At 46.3% G+C, this 24,787-nt stretch carries 15 protein-coding genes; 8 read left to right on the forward strand and 7 right to left on the reverse strand.

All coding sequences use genetic code 11. The features are described from left to right. Positions 1–246: 246 nt before the first annotated feature. The 3 genes from dnaA (at position 247) to gyrB (ending at position 5,470) form a co-directional block, all read left to right on the forward strand. Positions 247–1,698 (forward strand): chromosomal replication initiator protein DnaA, encoded by a 1,452-nt coding sequence (gene dnaA, locus MCB1EB_RS00005; RefSeq protein ID WP_045363997.1) that lies wholly within the window; start codon positions 247–249, stop codon positions 1,696–1,698. Between the two features lie 103 nt (positions 1,699–1,801). Then, entirely contained in the window at positions 1,802–2,911 is a 1,110-nt protein-coding gene (gene dnaN / locus MCB1EB_RS00010; RefSeq protein WP_026921713.1) for a DNA polymerase III subunit beta, read from the forward strand. An 81-nt stretch (positions 2,912–2,992) separates the two neighbouring features. Continuing rightward, the gene (gyrB, locus tag MCB1EB_RS00015; protein WP_045363993.1) at positions 2,993–5,470 is read left to right on the forward strand and encodes a DNA topoisomerase (ATP-hydrolyzing) subunit B; all 2,478 of its coding nucleotides are present in this window, start codon (positions 2,993–2,995) and stop codon (positions 5,468–5,470) included. A 15-nt stretch (positions 5,471–5,485) separates the two neighbouring features. On the opposite strand, the gene MCB1EB_RS00020 is transcribed toward gyrB, so the two are convergent. Together MCB1EB_RS00020 and MCB1EB_RS00025 are read right to left on the reverse strand one after the other, a co-directional pair. Further along, a complete protein-coding gene (locus MCB1EB_RS00020) occupies positions 5,486–5,797 on the reverse strand; it encodes a hypothetical protein (protein WP_045363989.1) in 312 nt (103 codons plus the stop codon). Positions 5,798–6,041: 244 nt separating this feature from the next. Beyond that, entirely contained in the window at positions 6,042–7,490 is a 1,449-nt protein-coding gene (locus MCB1EB_RS00025) for a recombinase family protein (RefSeq protein WP_052393896.1), read from the reverse strand. A 1,004-nt stretch (positions 7,491–8,494) separates the two neighbouring features. Between MCB1EB_RS00025 and MCB1EB_RS00030 the strand changes: the two genes are divergently transcribed. Continuing rightward, complete coding sequence (locus MCB1EB_RS00030) at positions 8,495–13,072, forward strand: HEAT repeat domain-containing protein (RefSeq protein WP_161566154.1); 4,578 nt, start codon at positions 8,495–8,497, stop codon at positions 13,070–13,072. A gap of 397 nt (positions 13,073–13,469) precedes the next feature. Here MCB1EB_RS00030 and ltrA read toward each other — a convergent pair whose 3' ends face one another. Beyond that, the gene (ltrA, locus tag MCB1EB_RS00035) at positions 13,470–15,191 is read right to left on the reverse strand and encodes a group II intron reverse transcriptase/maturase (RefSeq protein ID WP_045363980.1); all 1,722 of its coding nucleotides are present in this window, start codon (positions 15,189–15,191) and stop codon (positions 13,470–13,472) included. 489 nt (positions 15,192–15,680) lie between these two features. On the opposite strand from ltrA, the gene MCB1EB_RS00040 reads away from it, so the two are divergent. Continuing rightward, a protein-coding gene (locus MCB1EB_RS00040; RefSeq protein WP_126353800.1) for an IS3 family transposase occupies positions 15,681–16,885 on the forward strand; the annotation gives its coding sequence in 2 pieces (ribosomal slippage) (positions 15,681–15,972 and positions 15,972–16,885; 1,206 coding nt in all). Positions 16,886–16,962: 77 nt separating this feature from the next. Here the strand turns inward: MCB1EB_RS00040 and MCB1EB_RS00045 are convergent. From MCB1EB_RS00045 to MCB1EB_RS00060, 4 genes are all read right to left on the reverse strand, one after another. After that, positions 16,963–17,553 carry a 3'-5' exonuclease family protein gene (locus MCB1EB_RS00045; protein WP_045363978.1) on the reverse strand — a complete coding sequence of 197 codons (591 nt, stop codon included), beginning with the start codon at positions 17,551–17,553 and terminating at the stop codon, positions 16,963–16,965. Then, positions 17,550–17,999 (reverse strand): SET domain-containing protein, encoded by a 450-nt coding sequence (locus tag MCB1EB_RS00050; protein ID WP_045363975.1) that lies wholly within the window; start codon positions 17,997–17,999, stop codon positions 17,550–17,552. The genes MCB1EB_RS00045 and MCB1EB_RS00050 overlap by 4 nt, the downstream gene beginning before the upstream one ends. Before the next feature lie 95 nt (positions 18,000–18,094). Next, positions 18,095–19,210 (reverse strand): YbdK family carboxylate-amine ligase, encoded by a 1,116-nt coding sequence (locus MCB1EB_RS00055; RefSeq protein WP_026921718.1) that lies wholly within the window; start codon positions 19,208–19,210, stop codon positions 18,095–18,097. 56 nt (positions 19,211–19,266) lie between these two features. Then, positions 19,267–20,457 carry a cation:proton antiporter gene (locus tag MCB1EB_RS00060; protein WP_045363972.1) on the reverse strand — a complete coding sequence of 397 codons (1,191 nt, stop codon included), beginning with the start codon at positions 20,455–20,457 and terminating at the stop codon, positions 19,267–19,269. Between the two features lie 874 nt (positions 20,458–21,331). Between MCB1EB_RS00060 and mnmG the strand changes: the two genes are divergently transcribed. From mnmG to MCB1EB_RS00075, 3 genes are read left to right on the forward strand one after another with little or no spacing between them, the layout of a single operon-like run. Continuing rightward, positions 21,332–23,275 (forward strand): tRNA uridine-5-carboxymethylaminomethyl(34) synthesis enzyme MnmG, encoded by a 1,944-nt coding sequence (gene mnmG / locus MCB1EB_RS00065; RefSeq protein WP_045363969.1) that lies wholly within the window; start codon positions 21,332–21,334, stop codon positions 23,273–23,275. 57 nt (positions 23,276–23,332) lie between these two features. Continuing rightward, positions 23,333–23,995: a 16S rRNA (guanine(527)-N(7))-methyltransferase RsmG gene (gene rsmG, locus MCB1EB_RS00070; protein ID WP_045363966.1), complete on the forward strand. Its 663-nt coding sequence runs from the start codon at positions 23,333–23,335 to the stop codon at positions 23,993–23,995. Positions 23,996–24,011: 16 nt separating this feature from the next. Then, entirely contained in the window at positions 24,012–24,779 is a 768-nt protein-coding gene (locus MCB1EB_RS00075; RefSeq protein WP_026921722.1) for a ParA family protein, read from the forward strand. The last annotated feature ends 8 nt before the right edge of the window (positions 24,780–24,787 follow it).

Genomic DNA, 24,787 nt, shown 5'->3' on the forward strand with positions numbered 1-24,787 from the left:
CTGGTCGTGTAAGGTGGCGCATACCACTTGCAAGGGTCTCGTTGTCTTGTGGATAAGTGTCCCGTCCGATGGTTTTGGCGGTAGAATTGCATTTACGCTGGAATTCCAGCCTCGTCTAAATGGGTTGCCGCTTCATGTTAGGCTACTTATCCCGGCTATTTTTGGTTGTTTTTGTTATGCGCGGCGCGCATTTCTCGCCCTATTTTGCTGCGCTGAATTCATTTGGCCCGCGCTTCGATTGAATTTATGAATGATTTTTGGCAACAATGTTCCACCTTACTGGAGCAAGAGCTTCCCTCCCAACAATATTTGACTTGGATCAAGCCACTCTCTTTGCTTGAATTTGATACTGAGGCCAACACTTTGCGCATTGCCGCGCCAAATCGCTTTAAGCTCGATTGGGTCAAAAGCCAATTTTCTGGCCGGATTACTGATATAGCATGCAATTTTTGGCGTAAGCCGGTAGCCGTGCAGTTTGTCCTTGATCCCAAAACGGGGCAGCGCGCGAACGGAAACCAAACAGCCAGCGCGTCGGATTCCCGTTCCACGCCTCGCGCAGAAGCGGCCTCCTCCACTCAAATCGCTTTGTCTAACTCTGCGCCGATGGGCGGAGCCGATGACGCGGACCGCTCAAGCGCCTTACCCATTGCGAGCGAGGGCAGCGGCGCGCAAGAGCGCTCTAAACTTAACCCGATGCTCACCTTTGAAAATTTTGTCACAGGCAAAGCCAATCAACTCGCGCGCGCGGCCGCGATTCAAGTCGCCGATAACCCCGGAGTTTCTTATAATCCGCTTTTTTTATATGGTGGCGTAGGTCTAGGCAAAACGCATGTGATCCATGCGATTGGCAACCAGCTCAGACAACAGAAACTGGGCGCGCGCATTCGCTACATTCACGCAGAACAATATGTATCAGACGTGGTAAAAGCTTACCAACGCAAAGCCTTCGACGAATTCAAGCGTTATTATCATTCGCTTGATCTTTTGCTAATTGATGATATTCAATTTTTTTCCGGTAAATCGCGCACCCAGGAAGAATTTTTCTATGCTTTTGAAGCGCTGGTCGCTAACAAGGCGCAAGTTATTATTACCAGTGACACGTATCCCAAAGAAATTTCTGGCATAGATGATCGGCTGATTTCACGCTTTGATTCAGGTTTAACCGTAGCCATTGAACCGCCTGAACTCGAAATGCGCGTGGCTATTTTGCTGCGCAAGGCGGTTTTAGAGGGCGTCGTTGGCCTATCCGAAGATGTGGCATTTTTTGTTGCTAAACATTTACGCTCAAATGTGCGTGAGCTTGAAGGCGCTTTGCGCAAGATCCTCGCCTATGCCAAGTTCCATGGACGTGAAATTACGATTGAGCTGACGAAAGAAGCGCTGAAAGATTTGCTCACGGTGCAAAATCGGCAAATCTCCGTCGAAAATATCCAGAAGACGGTAGCTGACCGTTATGGCATAAAAATCGCCGACATGTATTCGAAAAAACGGCCGGCGGATATTGCCCGCGCGCGCCAAATTGCGATGTATCTAGCCAAAGAGCTGACGCAAAAGAGTCTGCCCGAAATTGGTGAGCTCTTTGGGGGGCGCGATCACACCACGGTTTTGCACGCGGTGCGCAAAATTGCGAATGCGCGTGGCAAAGATGCGCTCCTCAACCGTGAGCTGCACGTTTTAGAACAAACCCTGAAAGGGTGATTTTTCAGGCACAATATAGGTTTTTCTGTGCCCATTTAAATAGAAAACATATCAGCGCTTACTCTAAGCTCAGCGCAACCTGTTTAAGTTAAAAAGGATATGTATGCAATTGGTTAAAACCGAACGAGATCAGCTTTTGCGCCCACTGCAAGCAGTCAGCGGCGTAGTGAAACGCCGCAATAATACGACTCTGCCTATTTTGACTAATCTCCTGATTACTAAACAAGGCTCTGAGGTCTCATTTTTGTCGACGGATCTTGAGTTACAGATCACCACGCGCGCCGATTTAAGCTCTGGTGAAGAACAAGCCGCCACCACCGTCGCGGCGCTTAAGTTGGTCGACATTCTGCGCGCCATGCCGGCTGGAGAAGTCAGCCTAAATCTCTCTGACAAACGCTTGACCGTACAATCCGGCAAAAGCCGTTTTGCATTGCAAACACTTGCTGCAAGCGAGTTCCCAACGATTGCGCAAAGCCAACCGTTCGAGGCAAGCATCAGCGTTAGCCAAAAAGCCTTTCGACAATTGCTCGGCTATGTGCACTTCGCGATGGCTCAACAAGACATCCGTTATTATTTAAACGGCATGTTACTCATCATTGATGGTGATCAACTGATGGCTGTGGCTACCGACGGTCACCGCCTAGCGTTTGCTTCAACTTCGGTGGATAGCTCATGCGCGCGGCAAGAAGTCATTATCCCGCGTAAAACGATTCTTGAATTACAGCGTTTACTTGAAGATAGCGACGAAGCGCTGTGTATTGACCTCGCCCCAACTCAAGCGCGTTTTACTTTTAATCAAATTGAGCTGATTTCTAAATTAGTTGAGGGTAAATTCCCGGATTTCCAGCGTGTCATTCCCAAAGGCTATACTCATAACTTCATGATCGGCCGCGACGAATTCCAACAGGCATTGATGCGCGCCGCTATTTTGACCTCTGACAAATTTAAAGGCGTGCGTTGCCTAATTTCACCGGGTCAATTAAAAATCACTTCAAATAATGCGGAGCAAGAGGAAGCTCAAGAAGAGCTAGAAATCGCCTATGATGGCGTCTCCGCAGATATCGGGTTTAACGTAACCTATTTGCTTGACGTACTCTCCAATGTAAAGGCTGATATGCTGCAATTTAGCTTGGAAAACTCGAACTCTAGCGTGCTTCTTACAATTCCAGGCAATGAAGATTTTAAATACGTCGTCATGCCCATGCGGATTTAAGCCCAGACACAGAGATTATTACACCAGGGGCCATGCGCCCCTTTGCCGTTTTTAACACGCCAGCAAAACTGGAAGAATTTCATGACCGATCAGCAAAAACCGCAATCCGACACCAGCTATGGCGCCTCGTCGATCCAAATCCTTGAAGGCCTAGAAGCAGTCCGCAAACGGCCCGGAATGTATATTGGCGATACCTCAGACGGCACTGGCCTGCATCATTTGGTGTTTGAAGTGCTCGACAATGCGATCGATGAAGCATTAGCCGGACATTGCGACAACATTCATGTCACGATTCACGCGGATAATTCGATTTCCGTTACCGACAATGGCCGCGGCATCCCGACGGATATAAAGTTCAACGATAAGCATGATCCTAAGCGTAGCGCTGCTGAAATTGTCATGACTGAACTGCATGCTGGCGGCAAATTCGACCAAAATAGCTATAAAGTCTCAGGCGGCTTACATGGCGTTGGCGTATCGTGCGTCAATGCCTTATCAAAATGGCTACGCCTAATCATTCGCCGCGATGGTAAAAAACATCTGATGGAATTTCACCGCGGAGTTGCACAAAATCGGGTTATCGAACAAATCAACGGCGAACCCGTCTCTCCAATTTCCGTAATTGGCACCACCGAGCAACGCGGCACGGAAGTACACTTTTTAGCCGACGAAGAAATCTTTAAAGATATTGACTTCCATTACGACATTTTAGCCAAACGCATACGCGAGCTTTCTTTCTTAAATAATGGCGTGTCTATCCGGCTGACGGATCTGCGCACGGGCAAAGAAGATGACTTCGCTTTTTCAGGCGGGGTGAAAGGCTTTGTTGAATATATTAATAAGTCAAAGCAAGCTCTACATCCAACGATTTTTCATGCAGTCGGGGAAAAAGAGAATGTGAGCGTCGAAGTAGCGATGCAATGGAATGATAGCTATAACGAAAATGTCCAGTGTTTCACCAACAATATCCCACAACGTGACGGCGGCGCTCATTTAACGGGTTTACGGGCCGCTATGACGCGAGTCCTCAATAAATATATTGAGAGTCAAGATCAAAGCAAAAAAAACAAAACCGAAACCGCCGGCGACGATATGCGCGAAGGTCTTACCTGTGTCTTATCGGTGAAGGTCCCTGAGCCCAAATTCAGTTCGCAAACCAAAGATAAACTGGTTTCGTCAGAAGTGCGAGCGCCCGTCGAAGAGTTAGTTGCCAAAGCGCTCGAAGCATTTTTGCTGGAAACACCCAATGATGCAAAAATCATTTGCGGCAAGATTCTTGAAGCGGCCCGCGCCCGTGAAGCAGCGCGTAAAGCGCGCGAAATGACGCGCCGCAAAGGAATTTTAGAAGGTGGCGGCTTACCTGGCAAATTAGCTGACTGCCAAGAACGGGATCCAGCCAAATCAGAGATCTATATTGTTGAGGGAGACTCGGCAGGCGGCTCCGCCAAGCAAGGGCGCGACCGTAAATTTCAAGCCATCTTACCGTTGCGGGGTAAAGTGCTGAATGTCGAAAGAGCACGCTTCGACAAATTGTTATCGTCGGAACAAATCGTGATTCTGATCACGGCCCTCGGCTGCGGTATCGGCAAAGAAGACTATAACCTCGACAAACTCCGTTATCACCGCATTATCATCATGACCGATGCGGATGTCGATGGCGCGCATATCCGCACCCTACTGCTTACGTTCTTCTACCGGCAAATGCCAGATATGATCGAACGTGGCTATATCTATATTGCTCAACCTCCGCTTTATAAAATTAAACACGGTAAAGAAGAGCGTTATTTGAAAGACAACCACGAATTAAACCAACATATGCTGCGGCTTGCCTTGCAAGGGGCTGAGCTTGTGCCAGCAGAAGGCGCTGAACCCCTCACAGGAGATACGCTAGGCGAGCTGACACGCTCTTACTTACTCTCTGAAGCAGTGGTTGACCGCCTGCGCCAAATGATCGACTCAGGCGCGCTGGAAGCCATTATGGAAGGGGTCGAGGTTAATCTATCCTCATTGGTATCTGCTCAAGCCAGCGCAGAAATGCTCGAAGCAGCATTACGTGATGATCCACTTAAGCCTGAAATTCGCGTACGTCCGGTCTATGATGAGACCCTTGAATCTCATTCACTGCGCATCGAACGCAGCCATCATGGCAATCTAAAAATCAGCGTGATTGATGAAGAATTTCTAGCCACGTCTGATTTCCAGCAATTACACACCACCGCACAAACTCTTAAAGGCTTAATTAATAAGGGTGCGTTCATTAAGCGTGGTGAACGCAGCAGCGCCGTGCATGATTTTAAGAGTGCGATGAAATGGCTATTTAGCGATGCTGAACGCAACGTTAGCAAACAGCGTTACAAAGGTCTGGGTGAAATGAATCCAAGTCAGCTGTGGGAAACCACGATGGATCCAAATGTGCGACGCCTGTTACGCGTGCAACTTGAGGATGCGATTGCGGCTGATAATATCTTTACAACGTTAATGGGCGACGAAGTTGAGCCACGGCGCGCGTTTATTGAGTCGAATGCGTTGCGGGCTAGGAATATTGATACGATTGGTTAACTCTATCGGCGGCTTTTATAAAGCCGCCGTGAACTTTTCTCGCGCATCGCTTTGGCCGCCTTCACGCTCACTGCGGGCAGAAAGCTGAGGAACAGCGTGCCATCGCCGCTGGAATCTGTATTCCAGAAAATCGGAGTGGGTCACCGGATAGTGACCCTGCCTCGATCCACCCTTGCAGTAAACCACTTTCGTCTTGCCCGAGTGCATGCTAAGCCCGCAAGAATCGATTTCTTGCAGCAGGCGTTCAGCCGCCTTCCGTGACTTGCAATGCACGATCGCGCCGTCAGCATATCGTTCAAAAGGTTTGTCCGAGTGGTTGCGCTGCATTCATTTGTCGAACACATAGTGCAGAAATAGATTCGATAAAATTGGGCTGATTACGCCCCTCACAATGTTGCAAACATTCGTAACCACCCCCTTGTGGCACGTCCAGCAAGTCAGGAGGTGATATGCGAAAGACCACATTCACATCCTGTTGGTTAATCTCAATCCGCTTGACTAAGGCCCTGATGAGCTCACGTTTGGCGGACCAATCGGCGCACTCAAGCTTGGATTGTACCTTCAAAGCAAACTATTCTAAACAAGTCATAATCAACGTCAATTCATTTTTTACCCGTTTTTTATCAAATATTTTTTGTTTGTTCTCCTCATAATTACTTAAGTGTTGTTTCATGGTTTTAATTCTAGGTTCAAATTCTTCTTTATTAATATATCCTTGAGTATATCCATCAATGAGTCGTGAAATACCTTGCTGTAATTTAGAAATTTGTTTTTCAAGTGTAATACTTTTCTGCTCTAAAGGTATATTTTCTATTTCTGCAAGTCTACATTGATATTCTTGCGCCAGTCGATCTGGATTTTGTAATAAATATTTGATTTCTTCCCATACCGCCATTTCTAGAGTATCAGTTCGGATTTGTTTATTATCGCAGATTCTATTTCCACCAAAACGATATGCATCCGTTCCAATACACCGATAATATGCATAATGATCAATTTTTTCTCCTCGTTTGTTTCGAACGGGTTTCCCATAATAAGCATACTTGCAACACTGACATACCACTAACCCTTGAAGTAAATAACTGGCCCCTCGTTGTCTCGTCCGGGCTAACTTCTTATTTTCGTTGAGTTGTTCTTGCGCGATTTCGAACAAATCCTCATTAACTAATACAGGAACCGGAATATAAATCCAATTTTCTTTGTCGACTGTAGAAACAGAATAATTTCTTCTGGGCTGAACACAGGAATGTTTTTGTGGCCTGATTCTCGGTAATATAGCTGTCGTTTTAGTTTTTCCAAATGCAGCCAGACCTTTATACGCTGGATTTTTTAGTAGTGTCCAAATGACGCTTCTATCCCAATAAGGCTTGCCTGTGGGAGAACAGGTATTCTCTTCCTTAAGCCTGCGACATACTTCTCCTATCGAGAGACGCTCTTGTCCTATCCAAGCAAATATACGTTGCACCACAACAGACTCTGCTTCATGTATTTCATAAAGGGCTTGTCCTGCACCAGTATATTTATCTATATATCGATAACCATAAGGCGCACCACCCAAAACATTTATATGGCCTTTTTTAGCCGCATGAATTTTTCCTCTACGATGCCGCTCCATAATTTTTGCTCGTTCATATTCGGCTATCATGCCTTGCATTTGTAATAATAAATGTGATTCAGGACTATCCGTTATTTGACAGTTTAAAAATATAACTTCTGCTCCACCTTTTTCAAATTCTTCAAGCAATATCATTTGATATGCATATCGACGAGATAAACGATCTGGTGAATGAAGATAAATTTTGTCAATTTCTCCTCCTGCGACTTTATCACGTAACTGCTCTAAAGCAGGACGATTTAAATTCGACCCACTGTAGCCATTATCGATAAATCTAAATGCATCAGCTAGCACATAGCCTTCTGAGTGAATATGAGCTTCCAATGCTACGATTTGACTCGCAATCGTATCAGCTTTAGCCTGTTTATCTGATGAAACCCTTGCATAGAGTGCAACTACGGTCATGCCGCTTCTCCTTTCACTTGCTTTAATAACATATCGTGTTCCGTAGAGTTGCTGCTTATGACATCTATTTCCAATGAAGATTTAATCTTTGGAATTAATACTTCATAAGCCGCTGTTAAATTACCCTTTGATAACCGATTCGGTTCATAGGTGATGCGTATTGATATACGCCTCTTTTTTATAGGCATAAGTGCTCTTCACGATTTATAGCTGATCATTCGCCATAAATACTTGTAGCGCACTGCATAGTGGAAGGGGATTGGTAACCTGGTAGCTAAACGCTATACCGTATGGGGGACGTAGCACTGCGCGGGGAATGCGCAGGATAAATTCTAGAATGTTTGCAATTTTGTTGGGGGCGTGATCACTCCGCCTCGCGGCGTGCTCCTATCCCTAGTTTGCACCGACCCACCTTGCAACTGTACGGGTGCCTTGAGCCATCTCTCGATATACAGCAGTACCCACTGGCACGACTGAATTAGTCCGAAAATGAGGTACGAATTAAAGCTTACATCCGAAATACATTTAGCTTATTTCTGTACATCTATGAATAGGCATGACCGAAATCGTTACTTTTCGGACGATTTGGCGATCTGCGGTCTTTAAAAAGATTTTCCGCATTTCAACGTTTTATCGAACCCATTGCCTCAACAGGTGTCTTTGACTGAAATTACGAGTTATCAAACAAGGCGAGAGCAAAAAAGAGAGATTTTCCCGGGCCACGAGCCCGGAATCGGCCGTGGCTGTGGGAAAACTCTCACCCTTGAGAACTCGCTCAAAATGCTCTGATAGAATCGCGCTGAGATAGCCATCAGCATTGTTTAAAGCCAGGCCTTAGAAAAGGTTCGCGGATAAAGACGCGTTGCAGCATGACAGAAAGAGAAATGGAAGGCGGTTGTCTATGTATTCAGCGAATAGAAAAGATAAACTTTTCACATTTTAGAGAAGCTTCTAGAAACCGCTTTTTGAAATATAAAAAGTTTGAATGGACAGGAGAAAGCATTTTGAACATATCCGGCTGGGGGCAAAGTTTGCGAGCAACTCTGCCAGCAACGATAATAACGCCCCAAAACTATGTGGCGGTGGCCCAGGCGCATATCGCCGCAGGTGACCGGGCCAATGCTGAAAAATCCTATAACGCCGCTATACAACTGGCGACAGCGGAACTCGCAAGAAATCCTGGCCATCCAAGAGAAATAGCGCTCGCTCATATAAGCGCTGAATACGCCGCTTTTTTAGCCAGAGAGAACGACTCAGACGCCTCCTCAATACAACACCCTTCGGTCCCAATAAACAATTCAGCGTCTGCAGCGCATCGGCCCAATTTTTCACCTTACTCTCCCCCCGTTTCTATTCAAGCGGGTACCGAAGGAAAGATTGTCGTACAAAACTGCCAAGGTACAATTAATGCTCCAGTCCATGGCAAGAATAATACGGTCAACGTGCATTACTACTCACCGAATTCAGAGGCTAGGCAACCTCATGCGGTCTCGTTAGGCAGCTTGCGCAATGCACTGTATCAGCATTACCAATTATCTAATCTGTCGATTCAGCGCGTATCGGGTGAAATTGCCTCACTGAAAGACTGTTATATCAATCTGGCGATTGTAGAAAGTCAGGCGCAACGTGAAAAAGACAAAAAAGAGTTGGAAAAGCAAGCGGCAACTTTTGAACGCCTGCCCAGCAGTGAGCAGCAGCGGCTTGAGTCAACGAATTTAAACAAATTGATTGCCCTAGAAAAACTTTTTGAGGCGCAAAAATTACGAGACGGCTCAGAAGGGGTCCCTAAACGGATTTTAATTCAGGGGCGTGCAGGGATAGGCAAAACGACGCTGTGCAAAAAGCTAGTGTATGAATACCATGAGAATGGACTTTGGCAGGATCGATTTGAGAGCGTGTTGTGGGTGCCATTGCGGCAACTCAAGGCGCATTCCCCTAAACGCTTGGAAGTTCTGCTGTGCAATCAGTATTTTGTGGGCTATGAAAGCAGCCAAGCGCAGACGTTAGCAAAGGCCTTTTACATGCATCAGGATAAAACGCTGTTTATCTTAGATGGCTTGGATGAAATCGTTGGGGAACTCAACGAAGGCAGGCCTTTAAAGGATTTTTTACAGACGTTGCTCAATCAGGCGCATGTGGTGATCACCTCCCGACCTGCCGGGGTGGATACCAAACTGTTGGGGCAGTTGGATTTGGTGTTGGAAACGGTCGGTTTTAATCCGGATAATGTGCAAGCGTATATTCAGAAATTCGCGCCTAAATTGGACCAAGCGGCCATTCAGTATTTTATAGACCGCACGCCGTTGATTCAAGGATTGGTTAATATTCCAATTCAGCTGGATGCACTGTGTTATAGCTGGGATAGCCTACCCAAAGAACAAGAGATCCCAACTATGGCCATGCTGTACGAGGCGATGGTCGATAAATTATGGCGTAAAGACGGCGTTCGGTTAGAGAAACAAGACAAAGGCAAACCATTAGCGTCTAACGTCATTCAAATTTCCTCAAAGGCTAAATTAGAAAAATTGATGGAGGATGAGATCCATTATTTAGGGTATTTAGCCTTTAAGGGGTTAGAGAAAGGAAAAATAGAATTTAGTTCGGAAGAGCTGGATCAATTCCAAGCAGAACTTGAGGATAAATTTCCAGGGAAAGAATTCTCTTTCAGCTTTACAGACGATTTGAAAAAGACGTCGTATTTGCATACAGCGGATGCGCATCGGCCTGAATCGGAGCGTCACTATCATTTTCTGCATTTAACGTTTCAAGAGTTCTTTGCGGCGAAATTCCTAGTACAGCAGCTACAAGCATATGCAAAAGTGGAAAGTGCATCCGTCCTTTCCCACATTGTGCAAAAGGGTTTGGGCGCTACGCCGAGCCGGAATGAGCTGGAAGCGTTTATCGCTACACATAAATACAATCCACGGTATGAGATTGTATGGTGGATGGTGGCTGGATTGCTCAAAGGCGTTGCATTGGAAAATTTCTTTAATGTATTGAATCAATCGCCGCGAGATCTGATCGGCAGTCGTCATCAGCAGGTGATGATAGGGTGCTTAAATGAGGCGCGCACTCAATTAAACAAAACAACGGTCGAAATGCTGGAAAAAGGATTAATCCAGTGGTTTCATTTTGAGCTGGAATGTAGCGAAAATAGCTGGAGCGGATTAGGTCGTCAGAGGACTTTTCCGGAGCATCTGTTGCTCAATCAGCTTAAGGGCAAGGAAGGGAAGATTATTCGAATCTTAAGAGAACGCTCCTTTTTGTCTGGCAACGCCATTTCTGGCTTGATCTTTGCGTTACAGGGGCACCATGATAAGCAGGTCAGGTGGGAGGCTCTCTGGGCACTACGCAAACAGAAACCGCTGTCTAAGCGCATCATTTTTGCCTTGGTCAGCACTCTACGGAACGACCATGATGAGAATATCAGGGCGTCCGCAGTCTATGGATTAGAATTAGATCAACGGAATCCGCTGTATGAGGTTGTCATTTCCGCTTTGATCTGCGCTTTGCAGAATGAGGATACGCCGTCTGTCAGGTCTGCACTTGTTAAGGTATTAAGTGGCCAGAAAACATTGTCTGAAGCTGCCATTTCCGCCTTGATCTGCGCTTTTCAGAATGAGGATACGCCGTCTGTCAGGTCTGCACTTGTTAAGGTATTAAGTGGCCAGAAAACGTTGTCTGAAGCTGCCATTTCCGCCTTGATCTGCGCTTTGCAGGATGGGGATACGCTGATCAGGTCTGCACTTGTCGAGGTATTAGGTGTCCAGAAAACGCTGTCTGAAGCTGCCATTTCCGCTTTGATCTGCATGCTAAAGGATGGCAACCAGAAAGAGGATGCCAGGGTTGCAGCTGCCAGGACATTAGGCATTCAAACCTTATCTGAGCCCGCCATCTCCAACTTGATCGGCGTTTTACGGGATGGCAACGGGTTGTCTATCAGAGCTGAGATTGCTAGTGCATTAAGCAAACAAAAAGCGCTGTCTGAGGATGCTATTTCCGCTTTGCTCCGCATCTGCGCAGATGAAGACTGGCCAGTCGGGCAGGCAGTCAAATCGGCATTGCGCGCACAGAAAGCGCTGTCTGAGCCCGTTATTTCCACCTTAATCTACGCTCTATGGGATTGGGATAATGAGTCTGCCAGGCGTATAGCCTCCTGGGTATTGCGCGGTCAGAGGACGCTGTCTGAACCTGCCTTTTCCGCCTTGATCTGTTGTGCTTTACGGGATGACAAAGGGTTTGTCAGGAGGGCCGCTGCCTCGATATTAGAAGAGGCCTATTACGAAACGCTGCCTGAGTCTGCCATTTCCTCTTTGATCTGCGCTCTACAGGATGACCTCAGGGAGGAAGTCAGGGTTGTAGCTGCGAAGGTATTAGGTAAACAGAAAATGCTACAAATGGCAGCCATTCCTGCCTTGGTTCGCGCTTTAGAGAATGAAAACAAAGATATCAAGATTGAAGCTGCTAGGGCATTAGGTAAACAGGAAATGCTGCCTGAGGCGGCTATTCCCGCGTTCATCCGTGCTTTACAGGATGAAAACTGGTTTATCAGGGATGCGGCTGTAAACTCATTAAAGAGCCAGAAGATACTGCATGAGCCCGTCGTTTCCGCCTTGATCCGCGTTCTACAGGATGACAATGAGAAGGAGAGAGCCAAGTCTGTAGCTGCTTGGACGTTAGCTCGACAGGACACGCGGTCTGAAACCGTCATTTCCGTCTTAATCCACGCTCTAACGGATGAAAAATGGGTTGTCAGAAAGGCGGCTGCCAGTGCATTAGGTGAGCAGAAAATGCTGGGTGAGCCAGCTATTTCCGCCTTGATCCGAGCTCTAAATGACAATATGGAGGGGGTCATACTTGAGGCTGCCCGGGCGTTGGGCCGACAAGACGGATTGTCTGATACCGCTATTTTTGCGTTGATCCGGGCTCTGCAGTACGATAATTACGAGGTCGAAAAGGCGGCTGCCAGTGCATTAGGTGGCCAGAAAGCGCTGCGTGAGCCCGCTATTTCCGCCTTGATTCGCGCTCTTGTCGATGACAGAAAGAATAGCAGAAAGGATGGTCAGCATTATTATGAGGTTATCGAGGCACTAGGTCGATATGGCACTCTGCCGGAGGCCGTCATTTTTGCGTTGATCCACGCTCTACGGCATGATAATGAGAAAGCCATGGCTGTGGCTGCCCGAGCATTACGTACCCAGAAAATGCTGCCTGAGGCCGCCATTTTCGCCTTGATTTGTGCTCTACAGCATGACAATAGCGCGCCTGTCAGATCTGCGGCTACCGAGGTGTTAGGTCTGCATCTTAATCAGCTTTACCGTGCACTTCCAAGCTTAGCGTTGGGTCAGATCCAGACCCTCTATACCAGCGTCTTATTTCCACATAGCTATAGGCAGATTGCACCACTCTATATTCAAGACCGCAGACTTCATTTTTATACAGAGACTGGGCCGGGACAATCCGATCCCCTCACCCCTGAACAAACCGTTACGGTGACTCAAGCCTTGCTGGCTGCCCAACCGCAGGCGGAGATGATGCTAAAAGAGAAACCGTTTCTGATAGAAGAGCGACTTCATGCCTGAATGGTAATTCTCCCCTTTTTAAAGTTTTTTAAAAGTAGAAGGTTAAGCTGCAAGAGCTAACTTGTATCATTTTATCTGTGATGGTAGCTAACCATCGCAAAAGCAATGATACAAGGTGAAGAGAGCTTTTGGGGTTAACTAAGACCTAGTCCTTGCACAGAAGATTAAACCCTCCACCTTCTTCTCACCAGCAGAACACTGCACGGTAGCCAAGGGTTCGACCCTGTATGTACAAGTTAAGTGAGTGAGTTGGTATTCAACTATTAAAATTGAAAGGGCAAAGATGTTTTACCTAAGTATCGATGTTGCTAAAGCCAAGCTAGAGTCGGGTAGCAGCAGCGCATTACTACGTCACCGCCCCCTCAGATCCGTACGTACCAGTTTCCCGGTATACGGCTCAAGCACAACATAAGCCCCATGCTGGGGCCGGTTTCACTACTTTCAAACCAAGGCTGTGAGCTCGTGCATGACAGCTAGGGTGGAGCAGTGCCCGATTACTAAGGGCATCGGAGCCGCCATCCATACGGTATACGATATGGTGGTCATGCCAACCGGTGTCCATATCCATCTCACATTCACATAATGCGCATAGACCCCTTTGGCTAGCGTACAGCTTTGCCCATTGGGCACGATAGCTCATGTTTTTCAACATGCGCTCTTGCCGGAGGGTTTCGCCGTATAGCTCCCACTCGGGATTATAGGGGTGATAGTTTTGCTTAACTTTTCTGTGTCGCTTTATGGGAGTGCCGGACAAGTTGTACAGCTCCATTAGTCCCTTACTGTCATCCTTTCGTTCTATTTCTGCAGCAAACACCCAATGACGATTGCCGACTTTGTGCCAATACTTCAGGCGTACCCATCTGCGCCCCTTTTTTGGATGCCTGCGGCATGCCCAGCGCCAGAGTCGTTCGAACAGCAGCGACTCTATGCGGGAGAACATTTTCTTGGCGCATACTGGGCTATGGTATTGAGCCCAGCCCCGTAGTATCGGGTTCAGCAGTCGGATTAGGTCTTCTTGCCTAACCCCTAAATTGTCATTGATGACTATCCTCAGCTTTTCATAGAATGCTTGTGCATTTTTTTTACTCGGCTTGATCAGCAGCTTTTCCGAATACTTACGGAAGTGCCACCCAAGGAAGTCGAAACCTTCGTTGATATGCACGATGCGTGTTTTAGCCGTAGACAGTTGCAGTCCTCTCTCAGCAAGGAAAGCTTCAATCCAAGGCTTAATCTCCGTTTCTAGCAGTTCTTTCGAGATGCCAGTCACAACAAAATCATCACAATAGCGCACTACCCCAACTTTCAGTTTCTTAGTTTGGCGTACACCCCACTTCGCTTTCAGATGTGCGATGAGTTGTGTTTCCAAACCATTCAACGTCCAATTCGCCGCTGCTGGTGAAATAATTCCTCCCTGCGGGACGCCTGCGGTTGTGTTTTGCAATTGCCCTCGGTCAATGACCCCAGATTTCAGCCACTTCCGTAGCATCGACTTGTCCACGTGGACGTTATCGAGCATCCAGTCTTTTGAAATTTGGTCAAAAAAGTTTTCGATGTCCGCATCTAGCACCCATTGGGCTGAGCTCTTTCTGCTCAGTTGGGTGAATAGTTGCCCCATCGCATCCGCCGTACAGCGATTTTTCCTAAACCCATATGAGTTTGGATCACTCACTGATTCCAACACCGGATCAAGAGCTAATAAATACAGAGCCTGCATTGCTCTATCACGCATGGTCAGGATGCCCAACGGGCGTTCTTTCCCATTCGATTTTGGAATATAGACCCTGCGTAGCGGCAAGGGTCTATACTGCTGCTTTTTTAATTCGGCAATTGCTTTGAACTTCTTCTGTGGCGTATCCCACAGCTTGTTGTCCACACCCGCGGTTCGTTTGCCTTGGTTTTCCGTAACTCGTTTGACTGCCAATGCTTTCGCACTAAACGAGCGGGTAAGCATCCGTTGCAAGGCTTTCACTTTGCGCCAGTTGCCCTCCTGTGTTGCCTTCGCTAAGCGGTGCTGCACGACTCTCACATTTCTTTGGACTCGCTTCCAATCAATCGAAACCCAGTCTGTAGGAATATGCGAGGATGCAGAACGGGCTTGTTTGCTGCCAGTTACTCTCATGCTTTCCTCGGATAATCTTTGTCGCCAGATGGCTTTTGGTCCCCATGGGAGATTACGCCTCGTTAGAACATTAAATACTGATTACTTGAGTCGCCTCAGTTGCTTACGACTGTCATACCCTGCGGAAGTGGGCACCCTTTCAGGTCAGGACAAAGTTAGAATCCTTATCCGAGGCATTACACCCAGGCTTTCGCTTCTTCCACAATCCCATACCCGCTCCATCAACAGCTTCCCTTGCAGGTTGCCTGCCGCCTTCTAATGACTAGAGGGTAAGGCGATGAGTCGGGCTTACCGCGTTCCGAATAAATGACACGAGTAGTTTAGGTCCTACCTTTTTGCCGACGATCATATGTGTCCGTGTACTCCTAGAGCAAACAGAAATAACCGATCGTGTGCCTATTTGGCCAAGCCTGTCAGCGCCTTTGGCTTGTTCAACATATCGACATTTATCAGTAGTTTGAGCTAGTATCGTTTTGGTGTACGCCATGAATGAAGAAGAAAAGCGTCGAAAGGACCAAAATAGAAAAATTACCAAGACAGAAATTTACGCAAGAATTTAGAAGACAAGCAGTCAAACCGATCTTAGAAGGTAAAGAGAGGGTGACAGATGTGGCAAAGCGTTTATCGTTATCGATCAAGACAATAGGGAATTGGTTATCGCAGGCCCGTAATGGGAAACTCGATCAGATGGGGGCCAATCGTCGAGAAATAAGCGAGCAAGAGGCGGAACTATCAAGGCTACGCAAAGAGAATGCTGAGCTGCGCATGGAGCGTACGATACTAAAAAAGGCGGCCGCGTACTTTGCAAAGGAATCCATGTGAAGTACGCATTTATCAAGAAACAACGACACGAGTATACGCTGCCAATGCTATGCCGAGCGCTGGATGTATCCAAGAGCGGTTATCTGATGTGGCTAGGCCGTAAGCCCTCAGCACGATCCAAGGAAAATGCGTGTTTGGAGATAGAGATTAAAGTTGCGCACGAGCGTACACGCGGTGTCTATGGCTCGCTACGACTGCACCATGAACTCAAGGAATGTGGTTGGATGGTGGGACTTGGACGACTCAAGCGCTTACGCCGTGAGCTTGGCATTAGAGCCAAACAAAAACGCAAATTCATAACGACGACGCACTCGAAGCATCGCCTGCCAATCGCTGAAAATCTGCTAAATCAAAAATTCGAAGCAAATGGCCCCAATCAAGTATGGTTAACGGACATAACCTATGTCGCGACGGCAGAGGGTTGGCTTTACCTGGCGGCGATCAAAGACCTATTTACTTGCGAAATCGTTGGCTATGCGATGAGTGATCGCATGACCGTCCCCCTAGTCAGCCAAGCGCTGTTTCGGGCTACTACGGCAAAACGGCCAGCCGCAGGACTGATTCATCATTCCGATCGCGGGAGCCAATATTGCGCATATGAGTACCAGGCTTTATTACGACAATTCAAAATGCAACCTTCTATGAGTCGCACAGGCAGTTGCTATGATAATGCCCCAATGGAAAGCTTCTGGGGATCACTTAAAAATGAACTCGTCCATCACCGACGATACTTAACTCGTGAGCATGCTCGCAACGAAATTAGCGAATATATCGAGCTCTTTTATAACCGGCAGCGTAGGCATTCAAGGCTTGGGTATTTGCCTCCCGCTATCTTTGCACAACAATTTTATCAACAACTCTATATCGCATGACTTTATTTATGGCGTCCACTATTGACGACCTACCTCAATCGCAACTAGTGGCAAGGTAAAGCGATTTTTTTTAATTTTCATAAGTCAGAACTATTTTTTTGTTGCGCCCGCAACTCAGCCAACATATTACAAAATAACGCACCTTGTTCGATTGCATCATCCAGCGCAACATGAGTATGTGGATGCTGATCAAACCAATGTGCGGGAAAACGCGGTTTAATGCATTTCCGATAGGGCAAGCCCGTCATGGCAAAGGCCAGCGTCTTAATATCAAGCGCTGACCAAGAAAACGGGCATCGGCCGACAAAATGCATCATGTACCAAAACATGAAGGTGAAATCAAAACCCGCCGGAAAAGCGACGAATACCGGTTTACCTGGCAGTGCTTCAACCCACGCAACATAGTCCGTCAACGCCTGCTGAGGGGCTTGTAAGCTCTGCCTGCTAGCAGCCCATGCCTGCGGCTGTGTTTTCCACCAAGCGGCCTGCACGGGGTGCGCAGTGGCCTCTGGCAACGTTTCGAGGTTTGCGCTAAAAGTCGCTACTAGACGCTTATCTGAAGTGTAAGCAGCTGAAGCAAAACTGAGCATTGAATGCGGTCCAGGAATTGGACCATCTGCTTCGACATCTGTACTTACGTAAATTTCTTCCTTTACTGAAGTATTCATCTTTTTGGCGCGAGCATTGTTTTGCGGCATTTACGCGTGCCACAGTGACATGCATAGGCAAGTTTCAATGCTTTAGTATGGCGTGCATCGCAAACTAGCCCATAATCATAAAATAATTCTTTGCCTGCTTCGATCACGCGTGACGCATAAATATACACACGCCCATCAACTTCTTCAGCATGGCAATTTGGCGCACATGAATGATTCACCCAACGCGCGCTATTGCCGCCAAAATTAGCATCAATTACATCACCGTCTTCCAAGGCGAAATAAAAGGTGTGATTGGGTTCATCGGGATTCCAAGGGTGACGTTTTTCAGCTTCATCCCATGAAATATGCTCGCCTTTATATTCAAAAATACGCTCGCCTGCAACCAGCCGGCGCACCGCAAATACCCCTCTTCCATGTATGCCTGAGCGACGTACTGTAATTTTGCGCGCACTCATCCAAGCATCCTTTTTTCTAGTGCTGAGTTGTTTACTTTGTTCATCCGATAAATCTTTTCAGCAAATGTAAAGTAATCCATCTGGCGTAGAGGATCTCAATGACTCCAAAGCAGGCATTGTTGGCGCACGGTTTCATGCAAAGAACCTTCTTTACGATATATATCGCGCAACCAAACTGCATCATTTGTTTGTGCTTGCACAAGTTTACGCAGCACGACAAGTGCGTCTGTGCAATCTAATTCCTGCGCGTGCGGAGCCAGCGCATCTAGCGTAATTAGAATGTCTTGCGCTATCGTACGCCGTTCTCCGTTTTGTGGGTTGACATTCATTCCTGCTAAGCCAAACCGGCAAGCCTCAAACCGGTTAAAGTTATAGACTAAATAATCATCTTCGTGCAGCGTTAATGGTTTATCAAGTAACAAATAACGCGCTAGCGCTTGAATATAGCAAGCGATGGCTGCGGCTTTTTCGATTGATAATGGGGTATCCATCACTCTAACTTCAACTGTGCCAAAGTTAGGTTTTGGTCTTATATCCCAATAAAAATCTTTCATGCTCGTAATCACGCCGGTACTAATCATCTTCGAAAAATATTCTTCAAAGCCAGACCAAGCCAGTGTAAAAGGCGCGCGGCCACTCATTGGAAAAGCAAATACAGAGTTGAGCCGTGCTGAATGAAAACCCGTATCCATACCTTGCACAAACGGCGATGATGCTGACAAGGCAATCAGATGAGGGATATAGCGTGATAATGAATGCAATAAAAAAAGCGAGCTGTCAGCATCTGGGCAGCCAATATGCACATGTTGCCCAAATACAGTAAATTGTTTCGCAAGATAACCGTACAGTTCCGATATATAGTGAAACCGTGGTTCATCGGAAATTTGCCGATCGCTCCATTGTTGAAAGGCATGGGTGCCACCACCACAAAGACCAATATTAAGCTTCTCAGCTGCCGTCACTAATACATCGCGTAACACACCTAAATCTGTCAATGCTTGATGGTAGTTAGTACAAATACCTGTCGCCAGTTCGATCATGCTTTCCGTGATCTCAAGCTTAATGTCGCCTGGCACTTTTTGGTCTTTCACCAACCGCATTAGATCTGAGGCGGCTTTAGTTAAGTCATAATCGTGCGTATTAACGATCTGAATCTCAAGCTCTATGCCAAAAGTAAACGGTTTGGACGGATTAAAAGTTTCCAGATTCATCGTAAAACTAACTCCTGTTTAGAACTACCCTCCAAAAAAGCCATTTCGGATAATTTTTACTGCCGGCGTTCACCGATAAACGATAAACTCCAATATACAAGCAGTGGCGTAAATAATTGCAAGATGAGAATTGCGCTTAACATAATGGCTCGTAAATTCGGATCAAAATCTGGATAAAGATTATAAGTATTTTCGACTAGCAAATAAGCGAAAGCAGACATTGGCGCTAGCGTTAAACCAAGTGCTAGACCTTGTTTCATGCTAATTCCACTTGGTTTAGCAAAAGCTAGAACCCCCGCCAGTTTGGCTAACATACGCGCGCCAATCATTGCCAGCGCCGCAAGTCCGCCAAGTGCAATGTAGGACCATTGAAATGAAATAAGCGTAACCACAAAAAGGACGACGGTTAACAGCCAGCCAGCCGTGCCAAAATGTGCTGGCCATAATTGTGGACGCGGATCAAAGTTTTTAAGAATAATCCCCGCTGTGAGCAAAGCCAGAAGTGTCGATAGCTCTAGCATGTGCGTAATAGCGATTGCGAGTAGCACGAGCCCAATCAAGATAACAAACGAATGCTCATCTTGTAAATTAACGCGCTGACAGCTACGTGCAAGCACATAGGCTACAGCAAGCGAACCTAAAATTAGATATAACGGTTCAGTCAATGTAGCAAATAAATTGCCATAATATTCTTGGTGCATCCAAGTTGATACGAGTTCTAGCAAGATCACGGCATACATACTATTAAGCGCTGTCAAGGCAAGCAGCCTTTCTGTCACTTGCCCTTCGCTTTTAAGTTCAGTTTTTAACTGAATCACCATTGTGGGTGAAGTTGCAATCGCAATAGATGCAATTACGGTGGTTGTCATGAGTGAAACATTCATCAACTGCAATGCGATGACTACTGTAGCGAAGGTCAATGTGGCTTCAGCAAGGCTGGTTGCAATTAACCATGGATTTGTGCGAATCCACCGCAAATTAAGTCGGCTCCCTAATTCAAAGAGCAACATTCCAAGCGCAACATCCATTAAAAATCGTGCATCATTAGCCAGCGCGCCATCAATTACGCCAAAGCCCGCGGAGCCCGCCAACAAGCCAATGACGCCATAGCCTGTAATGCGTGGCAAGCGCCATGCTTTCCAGCACAATTCGCCACATAAGCCGGCCATCAATAGAGTCAACCCGACCCAAAACACTGAGTCTGGAACGAGCGGCCAATGAGGCAGATATGAAAACGCCGATTTCATTAGTAACTTTTCCCTGGTTAAATGGTATTGCAGCTTTGAATGTACATGTTTGTACAGCGCTTAGCGTAGTTCATATGACGACGCATATTAGTTATTCAAGCTAAGCGAATGCATCAAAAAATGATTGTCCTGAGTCTTTAGTAGACAGAGGTCACTTGATGCACTTGGAGAGCCATCATTGTGCCACACCTTTTTAAGGGTCATGCAGGATTTACGGAAGTTATCGTGGTTAAAAAGTGTGTACGAATTTTAAAAAAATAGGGTACTTAAGGAAGTGATCTCGCGCTTTGCGAAGAAATACAGGCTTTCTTGGCTTTAATCCAGTATGAGTGGATTCATCACTGATGACTAAAGTGTTTGTTATTAAAGCTAGACCAAGCAGCTCGAGCCATTGCTGTCTCGAGTACTACTCAGGGAAATAAATAAAAACTTTTTGGTTAAAAAATTAACCGGTGGCGTAATCTCATCTAGGTTCTTTATATTCTTACAATAGTTTCTTATATATAAATAGTAATAACAATAACACTCTATGTTTTCTGTGGAAAAACAAACTTTTTCTTTTTTAATCAAATAGATAGACTTAGTATAAGTAACCTAAAAAGTATCGTATGAAGAAGTGGACAAGTTGGATAACTTTTTGCTAATTTGGAAATAGAATAAGTTATCCAGAATTGGTCCACACCATTTCCACAGGTTTAAAGCCTACTTATCCACAGCATCGCGTAAATAGAAAAGAAAGAGTGCTCAGGTAAATATGGAAAAGTTTCACGTGAAACAACGCCCTAAAAAAGATGGTTTATATGAGTTTCTTTAACCGTTATAATGAAAAGCTATAAATTTTGAAGGTTCACGCTGTAGCAGCGTGTGAAATGCGATGTTTTATCCAACAGAATTCGATGTCATTGTTGTTGGTGGCGGTCATGCTGGTACTGAAGCTGCTCTAGCGTGCGCTCGTATGGGCTGTAATACGCTGTTACTGACGCATAATATTGAAACCTTGGGTCAAATGAGCTGCAATCCGTCAATTGGCGGAATTGGTAAGGGACATTTGGTTAAGGAAATTGATGCATTGGGTGGCGCTATGGCGCTAGCAGCAGATGAGGCGGGTATCCAATTTCGTATTCTTAATTCGTCAAAAGGCCCTGCCGTGCGGGCGACGCGCTCTCAAGCAGATCGTTTGTTATATAGACAAGCAATCCGTCACCGACTAGAAAATCAACCTAATTTGCGTTTGTTTCAGCAGGCTGTTACAGATTTGACGGTTCAAGGTGATCGTGTAACCGGTGTTCAAACTCAGTTAGGCATTCATTTTCGCGCGCAGTCAGTGATACTGACCGCAGGCACGTTCTTGGATGGGAAAATTCATGTTGGGTTAACTCATCATGCTGGTGGTCGCGCGGGTGATCCGGCTGCGGTTCAGCTTTCTGCGCGCCTTAAAGAATTAAACTTGGCGCAAGGCCGGTTAAAAACCGGAACCCCACCACGCATTGACGGCCGTACGATTGATTTTTCAAAGCTAGAAAAACAATTAGGGGATAATCCAACGCCGACTTTCTCATTTATCGGACAGGCTCACCAGCATCCGGCTCAATTACCTTGTTGGGTCACTCATACTAATCAGCGCACACACGACATTATTCGTTCAAGCCTAGACAGGTCGCCTATGTTTACAGGGGCAATCGAAGGAACGGGCCCACGCTATTGCCCATCAATTGAAGATAAAATCCATCGCTTTGCAGATAAAGCTGCCCATCAAATTTTCCTTGAACCGGAAGGGCTGACAACTCATGAAATTTACCCAAATGGAATCTCTACGAGTTTGCCCTTTGATGTTCAACTAGAGCTCGTGCATTCAATGCCTGGGTTAGAAAATGCACATATTTTGCGACCAGGTTATGCGATTGAATATGATTATTTTGATCCACGTGGCTTGAATGTGTCATTAGAAACAAAAGCCATTCAAAATCTATTCTTCGCCGGACAAATTAATGGCACTACCGGTTATGAAGAAGCTGCTGCGCAAGGGCTGTTGGCTGGAATAAATGCGGCGCTTAAAGTTCAGGGAAAAGAACCTTGGGTTCCACGCCGTGATCAAGCTTATTTAGGGGTATTGGTTGATGACTTAGTAACGCGTGGCGTATGTGAGCCTTATCGAATGTTCACGAGCCGAGCTGAATATCGACTTAGCTTGCGCGAAGACAATGCGGATATGCGCTTAACTGAAATCGGCTGGAATTTAGGTGTGGTTGATAAAATTCGTTGGGAAATTTTTAGCCGTAAACGTGAAATGGTTTCACGTGAAACAAAAAGACTAGAGTCAATTCATGTGACGCCAAAAACGCTACCCGCCGAAGAAGCGACTTCATTGTTAGGTAAACCTATCGAACACGAGTATAGCCTTGCCGATTTATTGCGACGCCCAGGGGTTAGCTATGCAGCCCTCATGGCTGTGCAAAATAGTGCTTATGCGCCCGCTGCAACACTTGCAGATGACGAATATCTACAACAACAGATCCAAGAGCAAATAGAAATTAGCCTTAAATACCAGGGATATATTGAGCGTCAGGCAAACGAGATTGAACGCAATGAAGCGCACGAAAGTACCCGGCTACCTAGTCAATTCGATTATGCAAAGGTGCGCGGATTATCATTTGAAGCATGCCAAAAGTTAAATCAATATCAACCGGAAACCTTAGGGCAAGCCTCTCGAATTTCTGGCGTGACGCCGGCAGCAATTTCACTTTTAATGGTTCACTTAAAAAAAGGATTCAATCAAGGTACCCCATTAAATGCGACTGAAATACACGATAATTCATGATCGACGGTGCAGCAGATTAAACGCCATGATTCATTCAACGCCTCTTATTAAAACCCTATGCAAATAAATTCACCCGCGCTTGCTGATACGCTTATTGAGGGTGCTATGGCGCTAGGTATTGTGCTGGATGGTCATCAACAAATGCGTTTACTGGCCTATCTTGATTTACTTGCGAAGTGGAATCGTGTTTACAATCTGACGGCCATCCGCGATCCGCACCAGATGTTGGTTCAGCATTTACTCGATTCATTAACGATTTTGCCTTATCTTCGCCATGGTGAGCCATCCAATGTGCTTGACGTAGGCTCCGGCGGCGGCTTGCCAGGAGTAGTGCTAGCTATTGCTCAGCCGACTTGGAAGGTGACGTTAAACGATATTGTGCAAAAGAAAACGGCTTTTTTGTTGCAGGCTAAAGCAACGCTTTCATTATCAAACGTCGCGGTTGTGACCGGGCGAGTCGAATCATTGCGGCCAGGCATTGAGATTGAGCAGCCGTTTGATACGATCCTTTGTCGGGCTTTTGCTAAGTTAGCGGATTTTGTGTCACTGGCCCGCCATTTATTGGCCCCTGGTGGTTCGATTTGGGCCATGAAGGGGACGCAACCCACAACAGAAATAGCGGCCTTACCTGCTGATATGAGGGTCGTTAATAGTATTGAACTTACGGTCCCATTTCTTAATGCGGAACGGCATCTAGTTCAGATCAAATTTGGAGCTTGAAGTAAAAGACGAGACAATGGCTAAAATTTTTTGTGTTGCAAACCAAAAAGGTGGGGTTGGAAAAACCACCACCTCGGTCAATCTTGCGGCTAGCTTGGCTAAACAGAAACAGCGAGTATTGCTGATTGATCTTGACCCTCAGGGCAATGCAACAATGGGTAGCGGGATTGACAAAACACAGTGCGAAAATACACTCTATGAAGTTTTGGTGGATGGCGTTGCACTTGCCGAAGCGCGTTTAAAATCAATGGCTGGTTACGATGTGCTGCCAGCTAATCGTGAGCTGGCTGGTGCTGAAATTGAGCTGGTTAATCGTGCTCAAAGAGAGCGCCAACTTGGCGCCGCGATCGCTGTGGTTCAGGCAGAATATGATTTTATTTTAATTGATTGCCCACCCGCTTTATCGTTACTCACACTCAATGGGTTATGTTGCGCAAATGGCGTGGTTATCCCCATGCAATGTGAGTATTTTGCGCTTGAAGGTCTTTCTGATTTGCTTGATACAATTAAGCGTGTGCACGCTAATCTCAACCGTGAGCTGCAAATTATTGGCTTATTGCGCGTCATGTTTGATTCACGCATTACCTTGCAACACCAAGTGTCGGATCAACTTCAACAACATTTCGGGGACAAAGTATTTAATACGATTATTCCGCGCAATGTGCGCCTGGCAGAAGCGCCAAGCCATGGTATGCCGGGTATTGTTTTTGACCCAAGCTCTCGAGGCGCAAAAGCTTATTTGCAATTTGGCGCGGAAATGATCAAGCGTATTCGCGCAAAATAGAGGCTAAA

It is taken from the genome of Mycoavidus cysteinexigens, assembly GCF_003966915.1.
GTDB classification, from domain to species: domain Bacteria; phylum Pseudomonadota; class Gammaproteobacteria; order Burkholderiales; family Burkholderiaceae; genus Mycoavidus; species Mycoavidus cysteinexigens.